This is a genomic window from Burkholderia sp. Tr-20390 (genome assembly GCF_017104595.1).
GTDB lineage: Bacteria > Pseudomonadota > Gammaproteobacteria > Burkholderiales > Burkholderiaceae > Burkholderia.
Map to the genome: position 1 here is coordinate 47,141 of NZ_JAAGPC010000018.1, position 19,627 is coordinate 66,767.

The 19,627-nt window shown below is 64.9% G+C and carries 16 protein-coding genes; 2 read left to right on the plus strand and 14 right to left on the minus strand.

Annotated elements, in window-relative coordinates:
* Positions 1 to 30: 30 nt before the first annotated feature.
* Positions 31 to 2,094: a polyphosphate kinase 1 gene (gene ppk1, locus G3N98_RS08255; RefSeq protein ID WP_206147883.1), complete on the plus strand. Its 2,064-nt coding sequence runs from the start codon at positions 31 to 33 to the stop codon at positions 2,092 to 2,094.
* Positions 2,095 to 2,229: 135 nt separating this feature from the next.
* Here ppk1 and phoR read toward each other — a convergent pair whose 3' ends face one another.
* The 11 genes from phoR to G3N98_RS08310 form a co-directional block, all read right to left on the minus strand.
* A complete protein-coding gene (gene phoR / locus G3N98_RS08260; RefSeq protein WP_089425008.1) occupies positions 2,230 to 3,549 on the minus strand; it encodes a phosphate regulon sensor histidine kinase PhoR in 1,320 nt (439 codons plus the stop codon).
* A gap of 57 nt (positions 3,550 to 3,606) precedes the next feature.
* A complete protein-coding gene (phoB, locus tag G3N98_RS08265; RefSeq protein WP_027787869.1) occupies positions 3,607 to 4,308 on the minus strand; it encodes a phosphate regulon transcriptional regulator PhoB in 702 nt (233 codons plus the stop codon).
* Between the two features lie 30 nt (positions 4,309 to 4,338).
* The gene (gene phoU / locus G3N98_RS08270) at positions 4,339 to 5,043 is read right to left on the minus strand and encodes a phosphate signaling complex protein PhoU (protein WP_089425007.1); all 705 of its coding nucleotides are present in this window, start codon (positions 5,041 to 5,043) and stop codon (positions 4,339 to 4,341) included.
* Positions 5,044 to 5,061: 18 nt separating this feature from the next.
* A complete protein-coding gene (pstB, locus tag G3N98_RS08275; protein ID WP_089425006.1) occupies positions 5,062 to 5,910 on the minus strand; it encodes a phosphate ABC transporter ATP-binding protein PstB in 849 nt (282 codons plus the stop codon).
* A 15-nt stretch (positions 5,911 to 5,925) separates the two neighbouring features.
* Positions 5,926 to 6,819 (minus strand): phosphate ABC transporter permease PstA, encoded by an 894-nt coding sequence (gene pstA / locus G3N98_RS08280; protein ID WP_089425005.1) that lies wholly within the window; start codon positions 6,817 to 6,819, stop codon positions 5,926 to 5,928.
* On the minus strand, positions 6,816 to 7,802 hold the full coding sequence (gene pstC, locus G3N98_RS08285; protein WP_089430885.1) for a phosphate ABC transporter permease PstC: 987 nt from the start codon (positions 7,800 to 7,802) through the stop codon (positions 6,816 to 6,818). The genes pstA and pstC overlap by 4 nt, the downstream gene beginning before the upstream one ends.
* Positions 7,803 to 7,896: 94 nt before the next feature.
* Positions 7,897 to 8,931, minus strand: coding sequence for a phosphate ABC transporter substrate-binding protein PstS (gene pstS, locus G3N98_RS08290; RefSeq protein WP_089472526.1), 1,035 nt, complete (start codon positions 8,929 to 8,931; stop codon positions 7,897 to 7,899).
* Between the two features lie 452 nt (positions 8,932 to 9,383).
* The gene (gene glmM, locus G3N98_RS08295) at positions 9,384 to 10,739 is read right to left on the minus strand and encodes a phosphoglucosamine mutase (RefSeq protein ID WP_175239768.1); all 1,356 of its coding nucleotides are present in this window, start codon (positions 10,737 to 10,739) and stop codon (positions 9,384 to 9,386) included.
* Between the two features lie 28 nt (positions 10,740 to 10,767).
* Positions 10,768 to 11,709, minus strand: coding sequence for a dihydropteroate synthase (gene folP, locus G3N98_RS08300; RefSeq protein WP_175239767.1), 942 nt, complete (start codon positions 11,707 to 11,709; stop codon positions 10,768 to 10,770).
* A 28-nt stretch (positions 11,710 to 11,737) separates the two neighbouring features.
* Positions 11,738 to 13,636 carry an ATP-dependent zinc metalloprotease FtsH gene (gene ftsH, locus G3N98_RS08305; RefSeq protein ID WP_069247647.1) on the minus strand — a complete coding sequence of 633 codons (1,899 nt, stop codon included), beginning with the start codon at positions 13,634 to 13,636 and terminating at the stop codon, positions 11,738 to 11,740.
* Positions 13,637 to 13,802: 166 nt separating this feature from the next.
* Positions 13,803 to 14,465, minus strand: a complete 663-nt coding sequence (locus G3N98_RS08310; protein WP_046545366.1) for an RlmE family RNA methyltransferase — start codon at positions 14,463 to 14,465, stop codon at positions 13,803 to 13,805.
* Positions 14,466 to 14,658: 193 nt separating this feature from the next.
* On the opposite strand from G3N98_RS08310, the gene G3N98_RS08315 reads away from it, so the two are divergent.
* Positions 14,659 to 15,186, plus strand: a complete 528-nt coding sequence (locus G3N98_RS08315; protein WP_089439703.1) for a YhbY family RNA-binding protein — start codon at positions 14,659 to 14,661, stop codon at positions 15,184 to 15,186.
* Positions 15,187 to 15,264: 78 nt separating this feature from the next.
* On the opposite strand, the gene G3N98_RS08320 is transcribed toward G3N98_RS08315, so the two are convergent.
* From G3N98_RS08320 to carB, 3 genes are all read right to left on the minus strand, one after another.
* Positions 15,265 to 15,723: a DUF4149 domain-containing protein gene (locus G3N98_RS08320; RefSeq protein WP_206147891.1), complete on the minus strand. Its 459-nt coding sequence runs from the start codon at positions 15,721 to 15,723 to the stop codon at positions 15,265 to 15,267.
* A gap of 14 nt (positions 15,724 to 15,737) precedes the next feature.
* Entirely contained in the window at positions 15,738 to 16,214 is a 477-nt protein-coding gene (gene greA, locus G3N98_RS08325; protein ID WP_057927897.1) for a transcription elongation factor GreA, read from the minus strand.
* Positions 16,215 to 16,332: 118 nt separating this feature from the next.
* On the minus strand, positions 16,333 to 19,587 hold the full coding sequence (gene carB, locus G3N98_RS08330; protein ID WP_089424998.1) for a carbamoyl-phosphate synthase large subunit: 3,255 nt from the start codon (positions 19,585 to 19,587) through the stop codon (positions 16,333 to 16,335).
* Between the last annotated feature and the right edge of the window lie 40 nt (positions 19,588 to 19,627).

Below are 19,627 nucleotides of genomic sequence, written 5' to 3' on the forward strand. Positions count from 1 at the left end.
TCATCGCCCGAATCACCCCCTACTCTGCCGATGTCCGTCCGTTATCCGCTTCTCAATCGTGAACTCGGCATCCTCGGTTTCAACGAGCGCGTGCTGGCCCAGGCCGCTGATCCGCAAGTCCCGTTGCTCGAGCGCCTTCGCTTCATCTGCATCACCAGCAGCAACCTCGACGAATTCTTCGAAGTCCGGATGGCCGGGCTGCAGGAGCAGATCCGCGACAACCCCGGCGCACTGACGCCCGACGGCATGTCGTTACAACATGCTTACGACCTCGTCGTCGAACGCGCGCAGCGGCTCGTCCATCGACAGTACACGATGCTGCACGAAACCGTGCTGCCCGCGCTCGAACAGGAAGGCATCTACTTCCACGCGAGCGACACGTGGAACGACGAGCAGCTCGAATGGGCGCGGCACTACTTCCTCGACGAGCTGCTGCCCGTGCTCACGCCGATCGGCCTCGATCCCGCCCATCCGTTCCCGCGCGTGCTGAACAAGAGCCTGAATTTCGTCGTCGAGCTCGAAGGCCGCGACGCGTTCGGACGCCAGGCCGTGATGGGCATCGTGCAGGCGCCGCGCGCGCTGCCGCGCGTCGTGCGCATGCCGCACGCGCTGTCGGGCTTCGAGCACGGCTTCGTGCTGCTGAGCTCGTTCATGCAGCGCTTCGTCGGCGAACTCTTCCCGCAACTGAGCGTGAAGAGCTGCAACCAGTTCCGCATCACGCGCAACAGCGAGCTGTTCGTCGACGAGGACGAAATCACGAACCTGCGCGTGGCGCTGCAGGGCGAACTGCCCGCGCGCCACCTCGGCAATGCAGTGCGCCTCGAGGTGTCGGCCGACACGCCGCCGCACATCGTGCGCCGCCTGCTCGAGGAAAGCGAACTCGGCGAGAAGGACTGCTATCGCGTGGCCGGATCGGTGAACCTCGTGCGGCTGATGCAGATTCCCGATCTCGTCGACCGTCCCGACCTGAAGTTCACGCCGTTCACCGCGTCGACGCCGTCCGCGATCACGAGCGCGCCGACGATGTTCGACGCGATCGACAACGGCGACATCCTGTTGCATCACCCGTACGAGAGCTTCCAGCCGGTGCTCGAGCTGCTGCAGCAGGCCGCGAAGGATCCGAGCGTCGTCGCGATCAAGCAGACGATCTACCGCACCGGCACCGATTCGCCGCTGATGGACGCGCTGATGGAAGCCGCGCGCAACGGCAAGGAAGTGACCGTCGTCGTCGAACTGCTCGCGCGCTTCGACGAGGAAACCAACATCAACTGGGCGTCGCAGCTCGAAGCCGTCGGCGCGCATGTCGTGTACGGCGTGGTCGGCCACAAGTGCCACGCGAAGATGATGCTGATCGTGCGGCGCGTCGTGCAGGCCGGCAAGGCGTCGCTGCGCCGCTACGTGCACCTCGGCACCGGCAACTACCACCCGCGCACGGCACGCCTCTACACCGACTTCGGCCTGATGACGGCCGACCAGAAGATCTGCGAAGACGTCCATCACGTGTTCCAGCAACTGACCGGCATCGGCGGCGAACTCACGCTGCACGAGCTGTGGCAGTCGCCGTTCACGCTGCATCCGCGCATCATCGATTCGATCCGCGCGGAGATCGACAATGCACGCGCCGGCAAGCGCGCACGCGTCGTCGCGAAAATGAACGCGCTGCTGGAGCCGACGGTGATCGCGGCGCTGTACGAAGCGTCGCAGGCCGGCGTCAAGGTCGACCTGATCGTGCGCGGTGTCTGCGCGCTGAAGCCCGGCGTGCCGGGGCTGTCGGAAAACATCACCGTGCGCTCGATCGTCGGCCGCTTCCTCGAGCACCACCGGATCTACTACTTCCACGCCAACGGCGCCGAGGAGGTCTATCTGTCGAGCGCCGACTGGATGGACCGCAACCTGTTCCGCCGCGTCGAAGTCGCGTTCCCGATCCGCGATCGCAAGCTCAAGCGGCGCGTGATCGCCGAAGGCCTGTCGGTGTGCCTCGGCGACAACCAGTCGGCGTGGCAGATGCAAAGCGACGGCCACTACCGCCGCCGTCGCGCCGGCAAGACGATCCGCAACGCGCAACTCGGGTTGCTCGCGAAGTTCTGCTCCTGAAGAATCGGCCGCGCGGCACAAGTCGCGCGCCGCGTCCGTCGCTCCCAACAAAAAACGCAGCCGACTGGCTGCGTTTTTTGTTGCGGAGCCGGCATACCTCCGCTCATCGAACGAGCGACGGATACCGTTACGCGATCATGCCTCGTAAGCGGCCGGCCGGATCGCGATGATGCGCGAACCCGGGAAGCGCGCGGTGAACGTGCTGCCGCGCCCTTCCTCGCTCTGCACGTACAGGTGCGCGTCATGCCGCTGCAGCACGTGCTTGACGATCGCAAGGCCGAGCCCCGTGCCGCCGGTGTCGCGCGAACGGCTGCGGTCGACGCGGTAGAAGCGCTCGGTGAGCCGCGGCAGGTCGGCGGCCGGAATCCCGAAGCCGCTGTCCGTGACGGAAAACACGCCCTGCGCGCCTTCGCGCCGCCACGTCACGACGATCTTGCCGCCTTCCGGCGTATAGCGGATCGCGTTCGTGACGAGGTTCGCGAACGCGCTGAACAGCTCCGTCTGCGCGCCGGTGACGCCGAGCGTCTCGTCGATCGAGAACGCGATGTCGTGATGCCCGTTCGACAGCGTCTGCGCGTCCTCCTTCAGATGGTCGAACACGGCCCGCATGTCGATCGCGCGATCGAGCGGCGGCTTGCTCTCGCCCTCCAGCTTCGCGAGCACCAGCAGGTCGGTCACGATGTGCCGCATCCGCGAGGCCTGCTGCTCCATCATGTCGAGATAGCGCGCGCGGTCTTCCTCGTTCAGCGGCAGCTCGCGCATCGTCTCGAGGAACCCCGACAGCACGGTGAGCGGCGTCTTCAACTCGTGCGACACGTTCGCGACGAAGTCGCGCCGCATCGCGTCGGTCCGCTCGAGCTCGGTGATGTCCTGCGTGAGCAGCAGCTTGCGATTCTCGCCATACGGAAACACCTGCACTTCCAGCACGTTCTGCCGCGAATCGCCCATGCCGCGCATCACGAGCGTCTCCTCGTAATGCTGCGCGTTCAGATAGCGGACGAACTCGGGATGGCGCACCAGGTTGGTGATGTGCTGGCGCAGGTCGCGCTTCGCGTCGAGGCCGAAATGGACCTCGGCGATCGCGTTGCACCACTCGATCTGGTCGTGATCGTCGAGCATCGCGACGCCGTTCGGCGACGCCTGGATCGCCTGGATGAAGCGCGAATGCTGCTGCTCGACCTGCCGCACCTGCGCATGCCACTGCTTCGCGAGCTTGTGCAGACGATAGTAGATCTCGCCCCAGATGCCCGGCGCGCTCGGCACCTCGCCATAGACCGGTGCATCGAGCAGACGCCACAGACGCTGCGTATGAAAGGTGCTGAAAAAGCCCTGCGCGACCAGCATCACGACCACGAACACGAGGCCCGCGGTCGGGCCGGCGAAGACGCCGACCAATACGCCGATCAGCACGAGCAGCACGAGCGACACCAGAAAGCGCGCCCAGATGATGTTCATGATTCAGCGCCCGAAAGAATGAACGGCATGCCGTGGCACACGGCATGCGTGGATACGTTACGCGTGCTTGGCGAGCCGGTAGCCGCTGCCGCGCACGGTCTCGATCATCGCATCGCAGCCGGCCGGTTTCAAGGCCGCGCGCAATCGTTTGATGTGCACGTCGACAGTGCGCTCCTCGACGAATACATGGTCGCCCCACACCTGGTCGAGCAGTTGCGTGCGGCTGTGCACACGCTCCGGATGCGTCATGAAGAAATGCAGCAGGCGGAACTCGGTCGGGCCGAGATCGAGCTTGATCTCGCTGCCTTCCGCATGCGCGGCGACGCGATGCGTGGCCGGGTCGAGGCGCAGCCCGTTGATCGACACGACGTCCTCGGTCAGCTGCGGCGCGCGACGGCGCAGCACGGCCTTGATCCGCGCCATCAGCTCCTTCGGCGAGAACGGCTTCGTCACGTAGTCGTCCGCGCCGATTTCGAGGCCGAGCACCTTGTCCTGCTCATCGCCACGTGCAGTCAGCATGATGATCGGGATGTGCTTGGTCCGTTCGTTGTTGCGCAGGTCGCGCGCGAACGCAATGCCGGACTTGCCCGGCAGCATCCAGTCGAGCAGCACGAGATCGGGCAGCACGTCGCTGATCAGGTTCTGCGCCTGTTCGGCGTTGTACGCCCGAATCGGGCAGTGACCGGCGTGCTGGAGATTCACCGAGATCAGTTCGGAAATCGCGGGCTCATCTTCAACGACGAGAATGTTGCTGGGCATCGGCACCTCTGTTCTTCCTTACGGAGTCGATTAACTGTTGGCTTCGCGATCGAGCGTGTCGCGCGGCTGGTGCCGCACGTCGGTGCCCTTCACGATGTAGATGATGAATTCGGCGATGTTCTTCGCGTGGTCGCCGATCCGCTCGATCGCCTTCGCGATGAACAGGTACTCGAGGCCCACCGAGATCGTGCGCGGATCTTCCTGCATGTACGACACGAGCTTGCGCACGAACGCACGGAATTCCTGGTCGATTTCCTTGTCGTCCTTGACGATCTGCGCGGCGGCCACCGTATCGAGACGCGCAAACGCGTCGAGCGCGCGGCGCAGGATCGTCACGGCCATCTCGCCCGACACCTTGATCTCGGCGATGTTGACCGTGCGCGCGGCCGGCTCGTCGACCAGGCGGCGCACGCGCTTCGCGATCTTCTCGGCCTCGTCGCCTGCGCGCTCGAGGTTCGTAATCGTTTTCGAAATCGACATCAAAAGGCGCAGGTCACGCGCGGCCGGCTGCCTCCGCGCGATGATGTTGCCACACTCCTGGTCGATGTCGACTTCCATCGTGTTCAGGACTTCTTCGTTCGCGATCACCTTCTCGGCCGCATCGCGATCGAACTCGTTCAGCGCGTGCATCGCGCCGACGATCTGCGACTCGACGAGCCCGCCCATTTCCAGCACTTTCGACGACACCGCGTTGAGATCGGCGTCGAACTGGCTCGACAGATGTTTATCCGACATGGCTGTTGTTCTCCGTCATCAGCCGAAGCGGCCGGTGATGTAGTCTTCCGTTTCCTTGCGCACCGGCTTGATGAAGATCTTTTCGGTCTCGCCGAATTCGATCAGCTCGCCCAGGTACATGTAGGCCGTGAAATCCGAGCAGCGTGCGGCCTGCTGCATGTTGTGCGTGACGATCACGACCGTGTAGTCGCTCTTGAGCTCCGCGATCAGCTCCTCGATGCGGCCCGTCGAGATCGGGTCGAGCGCCGAGCACGGTTCGTCGAGCAGCAGCACTTCCGGACGGATCGCGATGCCGCGCGCGATGCACAGACGCTGCTGCTGGCCGCCCGAGAGGCCGTAGCCGCTCTGGCTCAGCTTGTCCTTCACTTCGTTCCACAGCGCGGCCTTCGTGAGCGCCCACTCGACGCGATCGTCCATTTCCGAGCGCGTGAGCTTTTCGAACATCTTCACGCCGAACGCGATGTTGTCGTAGATCGACATCGGGAACGGGGTCGGCTTCTGGAACACCATGCCGATCCGCGCGCGCAGCAGCGAGATGTCGCGCTTCGTCGTCAGCAGGTTCTCGCCGTCCATCAGGATTTCGCCTTCGGCGCGCTGCTCCGGATAGAGCGCGAACATCTTGTTGAACGTGCGCAGCAGCGTCGACTTGCCGCAGCCCGACGGGCCGATGAACGCCGTCACCTTCCCTTCGGGAATGCTCAGGTTGATGTTCTTCAGCGCGTGGAACTTGTTGTAGAAGAAGTTGAGGTTGTTGACCTCGATCTTCGCGTTCAGCGGCTCGAGCGGACGGCCGTGCGCCGCGTCGTGCGTGCCGGCGGGCGCAGCGGTGCGCTCGACGGGATTCAGGTGGCTTTCTGCCATATTCATCGGATTGCTCCGCCGTTACTTTTTCGAGAAGATCGAGCGCGCCAGGATGTTGAGTCCAAGCACCCCGAGCGTGATCAGGAACACGCCCGCCCATGCGAGCGACTGCCATTCCGCGAACGGGCTCATCGCGAACTTGTAGATCGTGACGGGCAGGTTCGCCATCGGCTGGCTCATGTCGACCGAGAAGAACTGGTTCGACAGCGCGGTGAACAGCAGCGGCGCCGTTTCGCCGGCGATCCGCGCGACGGCAAGCAGCACGCCCGTGATGATCCCGCCGACCGACGCGCGCAGCGTGATCTTCAGCACCATGCGCCACTTCGGCGTGCCGAGCGCGAAGGCCGCTTCGCGCAGCGCGTTCGGCACGAGCTTCAGCATGTTCTCGGTCGTGCGGATCACGATCGGAATCTGCAGCAGCGCGAGCGCGATCACGCCGGCCCAGCCCGAGAAGCGCCCCGACTTTGCAACGACGATCGCGTACACGAACAGGCCGATGACGATCGACGGCGCGGACAGCAGGATGTCGTTGATGAAGCGGATCGTGCTCGCCAGCAGGTTCTTCTGGCCGTATTCGGCGAGGTAGACGCCCGCCAGGATGCCGATCGGCGTGCCGACCAGCGTGCCGAAACCGCACAGCAGCAAGCTGCCGACGATCGCGTTCGCGAGACCGCCGCCTTCCGTGTTCGGTGCCGGCGTCGATTCCGTGAACAGTTGCAGCGACAGGCCGCCGACGCCGAGATGCACCGTCGTGTAGAGAATCCACACGAGCCACAAGAGGCCGAATGCCATCGCACCGAGCGACGCGGCGAGCGCGATCGCGTTGATGGCCTTGCGCTTGCGCTGCAGGCGGTTGCGCATCGCGTCGAGCACGGCGCCGTCCGGACCCGGGAAATTCATGATGGGCTCGCTCATTTCTTGCCCTCTCCCTTCTCGAGACGAAGCAGCAGCAGTTTGGAGATGGTCAGCACGATGAACGTGATCACGAACAGGATCAGGCCCAGTTCCATCAGCGCGGACGTATGCAGGCCCGGTTGCGCTTCCGCGAATTCGTTCGCGAGCGCCGACGTGATGCTGTTGCCCGGCGCGAACAGCGACACGCTGTCGAGCAGGTTCGTGTTGCCGATCACGAAGGTCACGGCCATCGTCTCGCCGAGCGCGCGGCCGAGGCCGAGCATCACGCCGCCGATCACGCCGGTCTTCGTATAGGGCAGCACGACCTTCCACATCACTTCCCAGGTCGTGCAGCCGATCCCGTACGCCGATTCCTTCAGCAGCACGGGCGTGACTTCGAACACGTCACGCATCACCGATGCAATGTACGGGATGATCATGATCGCGAGGATCACGCCGGCGGCCAGGATGCCGATACCGATCGGCGGGCCGGCGGTCAGCGGGCCGAGCACCCACACATCCTTGAACAGGCGGCCGATCGGCTTCTGGAAATATTCCGCGAAGATCGGCGCGAACACGAGCAGGCCCCACATGCCGTACACGATCGACGGAATCGCGGCGAGCAGCTCGATCGCGATGCCGAGCGGGCGGCGCAGCCACACGGGCGACAGCTCGGTGAGGAACAGCGCGATGCCAAAACTGACCGGCACCGCGATGACGAGCGCGATGACCGACGTCACGATCGTGCCGTAGATCGGCACGAGCGCGCCGTAGATGTCCGAGTTGGGATCCCACTCGGATTGCCACAGGAAGCCGAGGCCGAACTTCTGGATGGTCGGCATCGACGCGATGATCAGGGAAACGATGATCCCGCCGAGCAGCAGCAGGGTCACGATGGCGGCAAGCCGTGCAAGACCGCCGAACACGACATCCCCGAGGCGGCTCGGCGCGCGTTGCTGCGCAACGTCGGCGGACCGTGAGGACGTATAGGAAATATCAGACATGGGTGCCTGCTTTTGATTGCCGGGCGCCGTAACGCCCGGCTTTACCGCACACACTGCCCGACCGGCACGGCCGGGCAGCGAACCGCTGCAATGCTTACTCCGCGGCGACCGGCTTGCCCGAAGCGTCCGTCACCTTGACCTTCCACTGCTTGCGGATTTCCGCTTCGACTGCCGGCGGCAGCGAGATGTAATCGAGGCTGTCAGCAGCCTTCTCGCCGTTCTTGAACGCCCAGCTGAAGAACTTCAGCGTTTCCACGCCCTGCTCCGGCTTGTCCTGCTTCGCGTGCAGCAGCACGAACGTCGCGCCGACGACCGGCCATGCTTCCTTGCCCGGCTGGTTCGTCAGGATCTGGTAGAACGACTTCGACCAGTTCGCGCCGGCAGCAGCGGCCTTGAACGTTTCCGTCTTCGGCTCGACCACCGTGCCCGTCGAGTTCTTCAGGGCCGTGTAGACCATGTTGTTCTTCTTCGCGTACGCCCATTCGACGTAGCCGACTGCGCCCGGCAGGCGCTGCACGAACGCTGCGACGCCGTCGTTGCCCTTGCCGCCCGTGCCCGTCGGCCAGTTGACCGTCGTGCCTTCGCCGACCTTCGACTTCCACTCGTCGTTGACCTTCGACAGGTAGTTCGTCCAGATGAAGCTCGTGCCCGAACCGTCAGCGCGGCGAACCACGGCGATGTCCGTGTCCGGCAGCTTGACCTTCGGGTTCAGCGCGGCGATCGCCGGGTCGTTCCACTTCTTGATCTTGCCGAGGTAGATGTCGCCGAGCACCGGGCCCGACAGCGTCAGTTCACCCGGCTTCACGCCCGGCACGTTGACGACCGGCACCACGCCGCCGACCACCGTCGGGAACTGGAACAGGCCTTCCTTCGCGAGCTCGTCATCCTTCAGCGGAGCGTCCGAACCGGCAAAATCGACCGTCTTCGCGACGATCTGCTTCAGGCCGCCCGACGAGCCGATGCCTTGATAGTTGACCTTCGCGCCGCCGGTCTGCTGGTAGTCAGCAGCCCATTTCGTATAGATCGGCATCGCGAACGTGCTGCCTGCGCCCGTGATGTCGGCAGCGTGGGCGGCGACGGCGAAAAGCGCGCCAGCCAGGCCGGCAATCGCGGTTTGCATCAATTTCATGAGACCTCCAGTGTGTGAGCGGATGACTACGGCACCGCGAAGGTTAGGGGCTCCTCATGACGGTAATGTGACAATCGATGAAACTGGCGTGACAGTAACATGACTGGTTGAAAGGGAGTATCGGGTGCGGCGGGCACGGCGCCCGGGCGGCGCCGGAACGGCGGTGGCGGCAAGAATTGCCTGCCTGGAAGGGACGGGAAACTTCCCGCCTTACATCGGTGCGAGCGGATCGTAGCGCAGTGTCTACGCCACGGAAAGCCCCGCTTGTGGCTGGCCCGAGATCAGGGGTCCGACGATTTTTCGACCCTGGATTGCGGGGCGACGCACCCGTCTCTTTATAGGTATCGCAAACCTTTGCGTCTGACGAAATCACGGCGCCCCGAAGGCGCCGTGTGCGGGTTCACCGGAACACCGGCGCGCGGGTGTTTGACCTGACGCGCCGGACCCGCGCGTCAGGTCGTCGCCGCGCGCACCGCGTCGGCGATCGTCTCCGCATGGCGCACCGCATCGGCCGCCAGCTGCGCCTCGACCATCACGCGCAGCACGGGCTCCGTGCCCGATGCGCGGATCAGCACGCGGCCGCTGCCGGCGAGCGCGGCTTCGGCTGCGTCGATCGCGGCGCGAATCGACGTGCTGCCCTTCCAGTCGGCACCCGGCTTCATCCGCACGTTGATCAGCTTCTGCGGGAACAGCGTGACGCCGTCGAGCATCTGCGCGAGGGTCTTGCCGCTGCGCTTCAGCGCGGCCAGCACGAGCAGCGCCGACACGATGCCGTCGCCGGTCGAGTGGCGATCGAGCGACAGGATGTGGCCCGAGCCTTCCGCGCCAAGCTGCCAGCCGTGCTCGCGCAACTGCTCGAGCACGTAGCGATCGCCGACCGCCGCGCGGACGAACTTCACGCCCTCGCGCTGCAGCGCGACTTCGACCGCGAGGTTCGTCATCAGCGTGCCGACCGCGCCTTCGACCTTGCCGTCGGTCGCGATCCGGTCCTTCACGAGCACGTAGAGCAGCTCGTCGCCGTTGTACAGGCGACCGGTCGAGTCGACGACCTGCAGGCGGTCCGCATCGCCGTCGAGCGCAATGCCGAGATCGGCGTGGTTCGCACGCACCGCGCGCACCAGCGCGTCCGGCGCGGTCGCACCGACACCATCGTTGATGTTGAAGCCGTTGGGCGCGACTCCGATCGGGATCACGTCCGCGCCGAGCTCGTGGAACACGTGCGGCGCGATCTGGTACGCGGCGCCGTGCGCGCAGTCGATCACGAGCTTCAGCCCGCGCAGGTTGAATGCGGCAGGGAACGTGCTCTTGCAGAACTCGATGTAGCGCCCGGCCGCGTCGTCGAGGCGGCGCGCCTTGCCGAGACCGTCGGACGATGCGCACTCGAGCGGCTTGTCGAGCCACGCTTCGATCTCGGCTTCGGTGTCATCCGGCAGCTTGTTGCCGTCGGCGGAGAAGAACTTGATCCCGTTGTCGTGATACGGGTTGTGCGATGCACTGATCACGACGCCCGCCGACAGGCGCAGCGCACGCGTCAGGTACGCGACACCCGGCGTCGGCATCGGGCCGGCCAGCATCACGTCGACGCCGGCCGCGGAGAACCCGGCCTCGAGCGCGGCTTCGAGCATGTAGCCCGACACGCGCGTGTCCTTGCCGATCAGCACGGTCGGGCGCGAGCCTGCCGCGACATCGGCCGAGCTGGCCAGTACCTTGCCGGCTGCGTAGCCGAGACGCAACACGAAATCCGGCGTGATGGGCGCCTCGCCCACCGTGCCGCGAATGCCGTCCGTGCCGAAATATCGACGTCCCATGGTGAATCTTCCTCCTTCGTCTTCTGACTTATCGTTGCCGCGCGGCTTCGCGCACGGCAACCCAGATTTTCAGCGCGTCGACCGTTGCCGCGACGTCGTGCACGCGTACGATCGCCGCCCCACGCTCGACCGCGCACACTGCGGCCGCCACGCTCGCCGCGACGCGCTCCATCGGCGGCTTGCCGCCGATCACCGCGCCGAGCATCGACTTGCGCGACATGCCCGCGAGGATCGGATACGCGCGGCCGTCGGGCCGCACGGGTGCCGTGTCCGGCAACGCGGCCAGCAACGCATAGTTGTCGTCGACAACCGCCTTGCCGAATCCGAAGCCGGGATCGACGCAGATCCGCTCCGGCACAATCCCCGCATCGCGCAGTGCCTGCGCGCGCTCGGCGAGAAAATCGCGCACATCGGTCACGACGTCGCCGTAATCGGGTTCGCCGACCTGCATCGTCTGTGGCTCACCAAGCATGTGCATCGCACACAGCCCGCAGTTGCCGTCGCGCACCGCGTCGATCGCGCCCGGCTGGCGGAACCCCCAGATGTCGTTGATCAGGTCGGCGCCGGCGGCCAGCGCCGCACGCATCACGGCCGGCTTGTAGGTATCGATCGACAGCGGCACGTTCAGCGGCCGCAGCGCTTCGACGAGCGGGATCACGCGTGCGAGCTCCTCGTCGAGCGGCACGGGCGGCGCGCCGGGGCGCGTCGATTCGCCCCCGATATCGAGAAGGTCGACACCTTCGGCAATCATCCGCTCGGCCTGGCGCAGCGCATCGTCGCGCGCGAGGAAGCGGCCGCCGTCGGAGAACGAATCAGGCGTGGCGTTGAGGATGCCCATCACGAGCGGGCGTTCGAACGTCAGTTCGAAGCGGCCGCACCGGAGTGGCGCGGGAATGAATGGGGAAACAGCGGAATCGGACACGAGCAACTGGCGTGAATGAATGCAAAACGGGCCGGTGTGAAGCCACACCAGCCCGTGAACGGCGCTAAAGCGGAGATTATGCCGCCGGCGAAGCAGGCGCCGGCGCGTTGCCGGGCTTCACCTCGGCGCTGCTGCCACCACCCGACGAATCGCCGCCGACAGCCGGCGAGCTCTTCGGGGAGCGCGGCGGACGGCCTTCCATGATGTCGTTGATCTGATCGGCATCGATCGTCTCCCACTCCATCAGCGCGGCGGTCATCGCTTCGACCTTGTCGCGGTTCTCTTCGAGCAGGCGGCGCGCAAGGCCGTACTGTTCGTCGAGCACACGGCGGATTTCCGAATCGACCTTCTGCTGCGTCGCTTCCGAGATCGTGCGCGTGAAGCCGCGGCCGAACGGCGATGCATCGTTCTCATCGTCGACGTAGACCATCGGCCCGAGCGCGTCGGTCATGCCGAAACGGGCCACCATCGCACGCGCCGTCTGCGTTGCCTTGTTGAAGTCGTCCGATGCGCCGGTGCTGACCAGGTTCATGAACAGCTCTTCCGCCACCCGGCCACCGAACAGGATCGCAAGGCGGTCCATCAGGTAGTCCTTCGAGTACGTTTCGTTGTCATGCTCCGGCAACTGCCACGTGACACCCAGCGCGCGACCGCGCGGGATGATCGTGACCTTGTGCACGGGGTCCGCCTTCGGCAGCAGCTTCGCGATCACCGCGTGGCCCGACTCGTGATAAGCGGTCGCACGCTTCGCTTCTTCGCGGATCACGGCCGACTTGCGCTCCGGACCCATGAAGATCTTGTCCTTCGCGTCTTCGAAATCCTGCATCTCGACGATGCGCTTGCCGCGACGTGCGGCGAACAGCGCAGCCTCGTTCACGAGGTTCGCGAGATCGGCGCCCGAGAAGCCCGGCGTGCCGCGTGCGATGACTGCCGCATCGACGTCGTTCGCGATCGGTACCTTGCGCAGGTGCACGCGCATGATCTGTTCGCGGCCGCGGATGTCCGGCAGACCGACGTAGACCTGGCGGTCGAAACGGCCCGGACGCAGCAGCGCCTTGTCGAGCACGTCGGAACGGTTGGTCGCGGCGATCACGATCACGCCCGAGTTCGCCTCGAAGCCGTCCATCTCGACGAGCATCTGGTTCAGCGTCTGTTCGCGCTCGTCGTTGCCGCCGCCCATGCCGGCGCCGCGATGACGGCCGACCGCGTCGATTTCGTCGATGAACACGATACACGGTGCATGCTTCTTCGCCTGCTCGAACATGTCGCGCACACGCGCCGCGCCGACACCGACGAACATTTCGACGAAGTCCGAACCCGAGATGCTGAAGAACGGCACCTTCGCTTCACCCGCGATCGCGCGGGCCAGCAGCGTCTTGCCGGTACCCGGAGGGCCGACGAGCAGCACGCCGCGCGGAATGCGCCCGCCCAGCTTCTGGAATTTCTGCGGATCGCGCAGGAAGTCGACGAGCTCGGACACTTCCTCCTTCGCTTCGTCGCAGCCCGCGACGTCGGAGAAGTTCACCGCGTTGTTGTTCTCGTCGATCAGCCGCGCACGCGATTTCCCGAACGAGAATGCGCCGCCTTTGCCGCCCCCCTGCATCTGCCTCATCATGTAGAACCAGAACACGATGATCAGGATCGTCGGCCCGAGGTAGTACAGCGCGGACATCAACGCGTTCGGCTCGTCGTCGGCCTTGCCGCTGACCTGCACGCCGTACTTCATCAGATCGCCCACCATCCAGATGTCGCCGGGCGACACGATCTGGTATTTCTGGCCATCAGCCGGAGTGACGGTGAGGTTGCGCCCCTGAACGATGACGTTCTTGACCTTGCCGTTCTTGGCGTCGTCCATGAACTGCGAATAGGACACGCCTTCCTGGACGCGGGGCTTGTCGAACTGCTTGAACACCGTAAACAGCACCAGTGCGATCACCAGCCACACCGCTGCCTTCGAAAACATATTGTTGTTCAAAGCACCACTCCTTCACTCGTAGACGAGCGCCTACATTTTCCTTGCGGCGCCCCTCGGTCATTCTAATCCAGTCCGACCACCCTCGCCATAAGCATTGACAACCGCCGCGATAGCGCTTCGCTTGTCTGGCAAGGGCCGGAGCCCGTTTGCGGCACCTCGCTGCGCGTCAGCGCGGACGTTTCAGATGCCGACCCAAAATGAACGTTTCGGACGATTTGTCGCGGGACGCCTTCGGCTTGCGCGGCGCGACGGTCTTAAACTGCTGTTTGAATTTCTCGACGATCTGGCTGTAGCCGCTGCCGTGAAAGCATTTCACGAGCAGCGCACCATCCGGCTTCAGATGATTCTGCGCAAATTCGAGCGCCAGATCGCACAGATGCTCGATGCGCGCCGCGTCTGCCGAGGCCACGCCAGAGAGGTTGGGGGCCATGTCGGAAATAACAAGGTCCACCGCGCGCCCTTCGAGCACTTCTTCGAGCTGGTGAAGGACTTCGTCCTCGCGGAAGTCGCCCTGCAGGAAGTGGACGTCGGCGATCGGCTCCATCGGCAGGATGTCGAGCGCCACGATCGTGCCGTCGATGCCGCCTTCGCGCTCCGCGTCACGCTTCTTGCCCTGCGCGAGCTTGTTGCGGGCATACTGGCTCCAGCTGCCCGGCGTCGCGCCGAGGTCGACGATCACCTGGCCCGGACGGATCAGCTTGTCCTGTTCGTCGATTTCCTTCAGCTTGTACGCGGCGCGCGCGCGATAGCCCTCCCGCTGCGCCATTTTGACGTAGGGGTCGTTGATATGGTCGTGCAGCCAGTGCTGGTTGAAGCGGTTTTTTGCCATTCGAGAGAGAGATTGCTGCCAATTGCTTCGTGAAGCCGCGCTTTTAGCGGATAATACGCGTCTTCTTCGCGCGGCTGCGGCCCCTTTTCAGGCCCAAGCCGCGATTTTACGTGGTTTCGGCGCACGGCTGACGCGGTAACTACCCGCGATCGCTATTCAGTCAGCGCGCCCTTATTTAGATTTCGACATTTCCATGCCCGCCCTTTCGCTTTCTCCCGCCGAGCGCTCCGCGCTGCGCTCCCAGGCCCATGCGCTCAAGCCCGTCGTGCTGATCGGCGCCGAAGGGCTCACCGATGCCGTGCTGAAGGAAATCAAGGTGCACCTCGACGCGCACCAGCTGATCAAGATCCGCGTGTTCGGCGACGAGCGCGACGAGCGCATCGCGATCTACGACGAGATCTGCGACCGCCTGAGCGCGGCGCCGATCCAGCACATCGGCAAGCTGCTGGTGATCTGGAAGCCCGAAGCCGCCGCAGCGGCTCCGGCTCGCGGCCGTCGTGCCGGCACCGTGCCCAGCGCGGCCGAAGCCGTCGACGACAAGAAAGGCCGTGCACCGCGCACCGTCAAGGTCGTCAAGGTATCGCCGAACGCGAGCCCCGTGCGTCGCCCGCGGCCGGTCAAGGTCACGGTGCGCGGCAACGAGCGCGTGACGGCAGGCGGCAACGTGAAGCGCGCCAAGAAGCGCCAGGCCAGCACGAAGCGTCCGTTCCAGGACAAGTAAGCATCGAGGCGGCACGGCTCACCGTGTCGCCACCCTGCCCGCGGGCCCGGCATCGACCGGGCCCGCGCGGCATTCGCGTCAGGCGTCGCGCGCCGGCAGACGCCAGATCAGCATCAGCCCCAGCACACTCTCGACGAGGTAGAACACGCTCGAGACGCCGTGCAGCATCCCGAAGCGGCTCGCATACGGCGAGTTCGCGATATCGGTGCCCGCGTCCATCGCGGCCACCCGCAGCGCATTCATGAACGGCTGCAGCGCGAAATACCCGACCAGCACGCACAAGACCATCGCGGCGACGATCCAGCGCACGCGGCGATATTCGCTGCTGCCGCGCCGCACCTGCTGGTTCGACAACGCGAGCAGCAGCACGCCGCACACGACACCGAGGATCGCCTCGATACGGAACAGCTGGCCGGCGACCGAACCGGCCGTCATCCGCTCCAGCGTCTTGAACAGCACGGGCGCGACCGCATACCCGATCGTCAGCAGGCTGCCGACCCACACGGCCGACAGCAGACGGAACACGCGATGCGGCATCACGTCGCCCCGCTTCAGATGTAGCTGACCGAGATGATTTCGTACTCGCGCACGCCGCTCGGCGCCTGCACGGCCGCGACGTCGCCCTCGGACTTGCCGATCAGTGCGCGCGCGATCGGCGAGCTGACCGAGATCAGGCCGTGATCGATATCGGCTTCGTCGTCACCGACGATCTGGTACTTGACGGTGTCGCCCGACTCGAGATCCTCGAGTTCGACGGTCGATGCGAAAACCACGCGGCCTTCGGCATCGAGCACGGTGGGATCGATGACCTGCGCGGCCGACAGCTTCGATTCGAGTTCCGCGATACGACCCTCGATGAAGCCCTGCTTTTCCTTCGCGGCATCGTATTCGGCGTTTTCGGACAGGTCGCCCTGTGCGCGGGCCTCCGCGATCGCGTTGATCACGGCCGGCCGCTCGACGGACTTGAGGCGCTGCAATTCATCGCGCAGGAGTTCCGCGCCACGCTTTGTCAACGGAATGGTGCTCATAAACGGCTCAATCGCTAAAAACGGCTATAAAAAAAATCACCGCGATTAAGCGCGTTTCCGATGCACTGGAAACACCGCCTAATCGCGGCACGTGTTGCTTCGACAGGTAACTGACTGCTTAGTTTAGGCGAGCGTGAAGACCTTGTAAATCATAGACTTCCAGATCCTTCAGGTAGCGCAAGCCTTCAACCGCCGCGCGCGCGCCCGACATCGTCGTGTAGTACGTGACCTTGTGCGCCTGCGCGCTCATGCGGATCGAACGCGAATCGGCGATCGCCTGGCGCGTCTCGTCGACCGTCGTGAACACGAGTGCGATCTCGCCGTTCTTGATCATGTCGACGATGTGCGGACGGCCGTCCTTCACCTTGTTCACGACCTTCACCGGCACGCCGGCCGCTTCGATCGCGGCAGCCGTGCCCTTGGTCGCGACGATCGGGTAGCCGAGGTCGTGCAGCATGCGCGCGACTTCGACCGCCTTCGGCTTGTCGGCGTCCATCACGGTCAGCAGCACCGTGCCCGACTCCGGCAGGCGCGAGCCGGCCGCGAGCTGCGACTTGAACAGCGCTTCGCCGAACGTCTGGCCGACACCCATCACTTCGCCGGTCGAACGCATTTCAGGCCCGAGGACCGGATCGACGGTCGGGAACTTGACGAACGGGAACACCGCCTCCTTCACGCTGAAGTACGGCGGCTCGACTTCCTTCGTCACGCCCTGCTGCGCGAGCTTCTGGCCGACCATCGCACGCGCCGCGATCTTCGCGAGCGGCAGGCTGGTCGCCTTCGACACGTACGGCACCGTGCGCGATGCGCGCGGGTTCACTTCCAGCACGTAGATGATGTCCTGCTTCGAACCGTCCGCCTGCGGCACCTGCTGGATCGCGAACTGCACGTTCATCAGGCCGACCACGTTCAGCGCCTTCGCCATCGCGCCCGTCTGGCGCTTCAGCTCGGCCACGGTTTCCTTCGACAGCGAGTACGGCGGCAGCGAGCATGCCGAGTCGCCCGAGTGGACGCCCGCCTGCTCGATGTGCTCCATCACGCCGCCGATGAACACGGCTTCGCCGTCGCAGATGCAGTCGACGTCGCACTCGATCGCGTCGTTCAGGAAGCGGTCGAGCAGCACCGGCGAATCGTTCGACACCTTCACGGCCTCGCGCATGTAGCGCTCGAGGTCGCGCGGCTCGTGGACGATTTCCATCGCGCGGCCGCCCAGCACGTACGACGGGCGCACGACCAGCGGATAGCCGATCTCTTCCGCGAGCGCGAGCGCTTCGTCTTCGGCGCGTGCGGTGCGGTTCGGCGGCTGGCGCAGGCCGAGGTCCTGCAGCAGCTTCTGGAAGCGTTCGCGGTCTTCGGCTGCGTCGATCATGTCCGGCGACGTGCCGACGATCGGCACACCGTGCGCCTCGAGGTCGAGCGCGAGCTTCAGCGGCGTCTGGCCGCCGTACTGGACGATCACGCCGACCGGCTTTTCCTTGTCGACGATCTCGAGCACGTCTTCCAGCGTCAGCGGCTCGAAGTACAGGCGGTCGGACGTGTCATAGTCGGTCGACACCGTTTCCGGGTTGCAGTTGACCATGATCGTTTCGTAACCGTCCTCGCGCATCGCGAGGGCCGCGTGCACGCAGCAGTAGTCGAACTCGATGCCCTGGCCGATCCGGTTCGGGCCGCCGCCCAGCACCATGATCTTCTTGTTGGTGGTCGGCTGCGCCTCGCACTCTTCCTCATAGGTCGAGTACATGTACGCGGTCTTCGTCGCGAACTCGGCCGCGCAGGTGTCGACGCGCTTGTAGACCGGGCGCACGTTGAGTTCGACGCGGCGCTTGCGGACGTCTTCCGGCGTCGCGCCGAGCAGCTTCGCGAGGCGGCGGTCGGAGAAGCCGCTCTGCTTCAGGTAGCGCAGTTCGTCGAACGACAGCGATGCCAGCGTGCGGCCGCCGAGCGCCTTTTCCTTCAGGATGATCTGCTCGATCTGCTCGAGGAACCACGGGTCGATCGCGGTTTCCGCGAAGATTTCCTGGGCCGTCATGCCGATCCGGAACGCATCGCCGACGTACCAGATGCGGTCCGGGCCCGGCTCGTGAATCTCGATCGCGATCTCGTCGCGGTTGGTCGACTTCTCGTCGAGACCGTCGACACCCACTTCGAGGCCGCGCAGCGCCTTCTGGAACGATTCCTGGAACGTGCGGCCGATCGCCATCACTTCGCCGACCGACTTCATCTGCGTGGTCAGGCGCGAATCGGCTTCGCGGAATTTCTCGAACGCGAAGCGCGGGATCTTCGTGACGACGTAGTCGATCGTCGGCTCGAACGACGCCGGGGTCTGGCCGCCGGTGATTTCGTTCTTCAGCTCGTCGAGCGTGTAGCCGACCGCCAGCTTCGCCGCGACCTTCGCGATCGGGAAGCCCGTTGCCTTCGATGCGAGCGCCGACGAACGCGACACGCGCGGGTTCATTTCGATGACGACCATGCGGCCGTCCTTCGGGTTGATCGAGAACTGCACGTTCGAGCCGCCCGTGTCGACGCCGATCTCGCGCAGCACCGCGAGCGATGCGTTACGCAGGATCTGGTATTCCTTGTCGGTGAGCGTCTGCGCCGGCGCGACCGTGATCGAGTCGCCGGTGTGCACGCCCATCGGGTCGAGGTTCTCGATCGAGCACACGATGATGCAGTTGTCGGCGCGGTCGCGCACGACTTCCATCTCGTATTCCTTCCAGCCGAGCAGCGATTCTTCGATCAGCAGCTCGCGCGTGGGCGAGAGGTCCAGGCCGCGCTTGCAGATCTCTTCGAACTCTTCGCGGTTGTAGGCGATGCCGCCGCCCGAGCCGCCGAGCGTGAACGACGGACGGATCACGACCGGGTAGCCGCTGCCGCCGGTGAGCGCCATGATCTCGGCGTGCACCTGGGTCGCTTCTTCCATCGAATGCGCGATGCCCGACTTCGCGGAACCGAGACCGATCTTGGTCATCGCTTCCTTGAACTTCTGGCGGTCTTCCGCCTTGTCGATCGCTTCCGGCGACGCGCCGATCAGCTCGACGCCGAACTTCTCGAGCACGCCGTGGTGGTGCAGGTCGAGCGCGCAGTTCAGCGCGGTCTGGCCGCCCATCGTCGGCAGGATCGCGTCCGGGCGCTCCTTCTCGATGATGCGCGCGACGACTTCCCACGTGATCGGCTCGATGTAGGTCACGTCGGCCGTGTTCGGGTCGGTCATGATCGTCGCCGGGTTGCTGTTGACGAGAACGACCTTGTAGCCCTCCTCACGCAACGCCTTGCAAGCCTGCGCGCCCGAATAGTCGAACTCGCACGCCTGGCCGATGATGATCGGGCCGGCGCCGATGATGAGGATGCTTTTGATGTCTGTGCGTTTTGGCATGGCTCTGTCAATCAATAAATAAACGTTAATGCTGCATGTC

Excerpts from the sequence above, each read along its gene's own strand:
- ppk1 (WP_206147883.1), top strand. The coding sequence starts at position 31 with ATGTCCGTCCGTTATCCGCTTCTCAATCGTGAACTCGGCATCCTCGGT.
- phoR (WP_089425008.1), bottom strand. The coding sequence starts at position 3,549 with ATGAACATCATCTGGGCGCGCTTTCTGGTGTCGCTCGTGCTGCTCGTG.
- phoB (WP_027787869.1), bottom strand. The coding sequence starts at position 4,308 with ATGCCCAGCAACATTCTCGTCGTTGAAGATGAGCCCGCGATTTCCGAA.
- phoU (WP_089425007.1), bottom strand. The coding sequence starts at position 5,043 with ATGTCGGATAAACATCTGTCGAGCCAGTTCGACGCCGATCTCAACGCG.
- pstB (WP_089425006.1), bottom strand. The coding sequence starts at position 5,910 with ATGAATATGGCAGAAAGCCACCTGAATCCCGTCGAGCGCACCGCTGCG.
- pstA (WP_089425005.1), bottom strand. The coding sequence starts at position 6,819 with ATGAGCGAGCCCATCATGAATTTCCCGGGTCCGGACGGCGCCGTGCTC.
- pstC (WP_089430885.1), bottom strand. The coding sequence starts at position 7,802 with ATGTCTGATATTTCCTATACGTCCTCACGGTCCGCCGACGTTGCGCAG.
- pstS (WP_089472526.1), bottom strand. The coding sequence starts at position 8,931 with ATGAAATTGATGCAAACCGCGATTGCCGGCCTGGCTGGCGCGCTTTTC.
- glmM (WP_175239768.1), bottom strand. The coding sequence starts at position 10,739 with ATGGGACGTCGATATTTCGGCACGGACGGCATTCGCGGCACGGTGGGC.
- G3N98_RS08310 (WP_046545366.1), bottom strand. The coding sequence starts at position 14,465 with ATGGCAAAAAACCGCTTCAACCAGCACTGGCTGCACGACCATATCAAC.
- G3N98_RS08315 (WP_089439703.1), top strand. The coding sequence starts at position 14,659 with ATGCCCGCCCTTTCGCTTTCTCCCGCCGAGCGCTCCGCGCTGCGCTCC.
- G3N98_RS08320 (WP_206147891.1), bottom strand. The coding sequence starts at position 15,723 with ATGCCGCATCGCGTGTTCCGTCTGCTGTCGGCCGTGTGGGTCGGCAGC.
- greA (WP_057927897.1), bottom strand. The coding sequence starts at position 16,214 with ATGAGCACCATTCCGTTGACAAAGCGTGGCGCGGAACTCCTGCGCGAT.
- carB (WP_089424998.1), bottom strand. The coding sequence starts at position 19,587 with ATGCCAAAACGCACAGACATCAAAAGCATCCTCATCATCGGCGCCGGC.